Source organism: Clostridium psychrophilum (assembly GCF_018861705.1).
Taxonomy (GTDB): domain Bacteria; phylum Bacillota; class Clostridia; order Clostridiales; family Clostridiaceae; genus Clostridium_AD; species Clostridium_AD psychrophilum.
In genome coordinates this window covers 1-3,948 of the sequence record NZ_JAHLEC010000178.1, presented here as the reverse complement: position 1 = coordinate 3,948, position 3,948 = coordinate 1, and the positions used below count along the sequence as shown (strand labels likewise).

Here is a 3,948-nt window from a genome sequence, read left to right as displayed (position 1 = left end):
TAATAAAGTAGTATCTTATTTAAGATGCTATTTTTTTATTTGATTTAAGAAAAAAGAAAAATTAAAGTGATTAGCACTCGTCTACCACCGTCTTTAGCGGTTTAGTTCTTTCATACAAACACGAACTTTGGCTATATTACTAAGGCTAAAAAGACATAACATTAACTTTACATAAAGCGGACTAGTCGTTGACAAAACACGAACTTATTTTATAATTATATTAGTGTGTAGTAAATAAATTGTGGAAATTCGGTGATATTATATGGTAGCATTAACAACAGAACAACAGAACAACAGAACAACAGAACAATAGAAAAGTATAATAGGCGTTATGAAACAAGAATTTAAAAATGGAGTTAAAGAGTTAAAGAGTTTAGAGGTAACAATAGAATAGCAACCGTATTAGTAATCGAAGCTAATTTAGTAAGGATTGGAGATTTATTAGAATTAAGATTAAATAATATTATTAATGATGGAGATAGATATAGGTTAAACATTATAGAGGATAAGACAGAGAAGAAAAGAACATTTACCGTTCCCAAGGAAATTTATAATTATATAAAAATGTACACTTTAGAGAATAGCATAAAGTCAACTTGAAAAATATTTGATATAACCGTTAGAGCAGTACAGAAGCAATTAAAACCTGTTACACAGTATTTAGAATTGAAGAATATAAGCACACATAGTTTCTGAAAGTATTTTGCTACACAGATATATATAAATAATAACTATAATGTGGCATTAGTCAGGGAATTGCTTCAACATTCTGATTTAAAAACTACACAAAAATATATTAATATTGGTACCGAAACAGTAGAAAAAGCTTTAAATAATCACATACAATTATTGTGACACAAAATTACTAAATGAATAATATAATTATGAAATGGGACATATAAAAAGAAAAATTCGTAAAATATTATTAAAAAAATTCAGAATAAGTAGTGATTTATAAGGATTGTTAAGTATTTAGTTAAATTTAATTAAATTTAACTAAGCAATATCGATTATGATTACACCATACATGGAGGTTAACAACATAATGAAAATAATTTCGGAAATGGCTGATAGCTATGGGTTATATGGTCTTCATAAAAAATATAGTAAAAAAGATCAGTTTGACTATGTTGAGAAAGACGTTAATGTTCTTAATAGTGATTTTGAAGAATTTTATAAAAAACCAACTTTACCAAAAATACATTATGAAAAAGATACAATAGAAAAAAAATATGAAATAGGCAAAATTAATTTTTTAAGTGAAGTAAAAAATGGACATAGTAATAAAGATACAATATTTCATTATAGAAAAAATTTAGTTTCAGATAATAATATAAATGTTATTTTTGTACATGGTTGGAGAGCAGATAATTTAGATAGATTAGGAAAAGTGTTTTTAGATAGTTTTATTGAAAGAAATTATAACATTTATAATTATGTCTTACCGTTTCATATGGAAAGGGCGCCAAACGAATCTTTATATAGTGGCGAATATTTTGTAAGTGCAAATGTAAGTAGAACGTTAAAATCTGAACAACAAGCTGTAAGTGATATTAGAGCTTTAATAAGTTCTATTAAAACTGATAAAAAGAGTAAAGTTATAGTTATAGGCTTGAGTTTAGGTGGAATAACGACTAATTTACTAAGTGAGGTGGAAAAAAATATTGATGTGTTAGTATCTTTATTTTATGCTAACGATTTATCATTTACAATATTTGAAACAGAAGCCGGTAAATACATAAAAAAAGATTTTGTAAAAAACAAATTTGGACATAGTTTATTAAAAGAAAGTTGGAAAATTATTAATCCAAGTTTAAGAAAACCAGTAATAGACCTTAATAAAATACTTCTTGTATCAGGTAAGTATGATAAATATGTTATAGACAAAGATACAGATATTTTATGGGCAAACTGGGGAAAACCAAAAAGAAATATATATGGTTGCGGTCATTCGGGAATTGTACTATCCAAAAATAAGATTAAAAAAGATGTTTTAGAATTTATAGATAAGAGAGTGTAATATATATGATATTCGCAAGTAGTGGTTTATTTTTAATAGCAATTATTATTCTTACAAAAGATTATAAAACAGAATCAACTAAATTCATGGCAGCAATATGTTTTCTAGCGGGACTTGGTACATTTGCAGCAGTTTGTGAAGGTCCTATAAAAGAATACCTAGTAACTCAAGGGGCTAGTGGTGAAACATTTAAATTAATTACATATATAAGTGCTTTAATGTCTAATATTGCTCATTATATAGGCCCTTACTTTATGTTGTTATATGGTCTATCTTATGCAAATATAGTTAAGAAGAATAAAAAAATAATATATATTATACTTTTTATACCCTCAATTATTTGTTTTATACATTTTCCTATAAGGAGTAATTATTTAAAAACACCCAATGAATTAAAATTATATTTTAAGCTACTAAGTGTTTGGTGTGCTCCATACATTTTAGGTGGAGCTTTTTTTATAGTTTATTCATATTTAAAAGAAAAATCTTATTCAGTTAAAAAATATAAATTAATAAATGCAAGTATAGTTGCACCATTTTTTGTTTATTGTGCTTTAGCTAATTTTATATTAAGAAGTTTTGGTATAGATCAAACTTGGAGAGTATATCCAATAGTATTTTTTGTTCAGTTTATAGGATTTATATATTTTGCATATAAATATGGTATATTTGGTGTTAGACTTAAATTCCATAAATATATGTTTGAATTTGAAGATGTAGTTCAACTTGTATCAGATTCTGTCTTAGTTTTAGATGAAAAATTGAATATTATAGAAGTTAATAAGGCTTTCACAAAGAATTTTTTAACTGAAGATAGAAAATATAATGGTTTTAATGACATAATAGATTGTAGCAAACTAATTGAGTGTAAGAATAACTTAATAAAGTTAATTGATGAATCAAGAGTTAATAATAGTGTTAAGATTATTGAAGTTGCAATAGGGAATGAGTCTGATAAAAAATATTTTGAGGCGCAAACTAATCCAATAATTATTAAGAAAGAGTATTTTGGAATAGTCATTTTATTTAAAGATATTACTTTATACAAAAGAAACTTAGAACTTTTTAAACAAAATCAATTTGAATTAATTGAAAAAGAACGATTGTTATCATTAAATCAATTGATTGGAGGAATTGCTCATAATTTAAAAACTCCTTTAATGGGTTCTGCTGGTGGTATTCAAATAATTAAGAAAAATACAACAAAAATATATGAATATATACAAAAGGAAGATACTGATATTGAATATGTTACAAAATTGATGAATGAGGTTAATGACTGGCAAAACAGAATATCTGAGTACTTAATATATATGTCAGATGTAATTACTACAGTAAAAGGTCAAGTAAAGGAATTTGAACAGATTGATGAAGATAAATTTTTTATAAAAGAACTTATATATAAGGTTAAATTATTTATGAGTTATGAATTTAAAAAGTATAAGTGTACATTAGTTGAGAAAATAGATATTTGTTATGACGAAGTAATTAAAGGCAGCATTAATTCACTTTTGCAGGTATTAAATATTCTTTTAACTAATGCTATAGAGGCAAGCGAAAAGAATGAGGAACGTATAATAACTTTAGGAGTATATAGAAAAGATAAAGAAATTATATTTTATGTCAAAAATTCAGGACAGGAAATACCTACTAAAGTTCAAAAGAATATATTTAAAAAAATGATAACTACAAAAGGTAATAAAGGGACTGGACTTGGGTTATACATATCTAAATCAATAATAAAGGGTAGGTTTAATGGTAAAATAAGTTTTGAGACTAATGATAAGGAAACAACTTTTTTTATAGAAATACCGTTAATATAGACCAGCTAGTTAAAGTCAAGTGTAAATTTGCGAAAGTAGTTGTTAATTTCATTGCATAACAAAAAGACCATTGCATAACACGAACAATGGTAAATTTAGTAATTA

2 protein-coding genes are annotated in these 3,948 nt (G+C 25.3%); both read left to right on the top strand.

The window, feature by feature from the left end:
* Positions 1-1,045 precede the first annotated feature (1,045 nt).
* The gene (locus KPL38_RS18475; protein WP_216290602.1) at positions 1,046-2,020 is read left to right on the top strand and encodes an alpha/beta fold hydrolase; all 975 of its coding nucleotides are present in this window, start codon (positions 1,046-1,048) and stop codon (positions 2,018-2,020) included.
* Positions 2,021-2,025: 5 nt separating this feature from the next.
* Positions 2,026-3,843, top strand: coding sequence for an ATP-binding protein (locus KPL38_RS18470; RefSeq protein WP_216290601.1), 1,818 nt, complete (start codon positions 2,026-2,028; stop codon positions 3,841-3,843).
* Positions 3,844-3,948 lie beyond the last annotated feature (105 nt).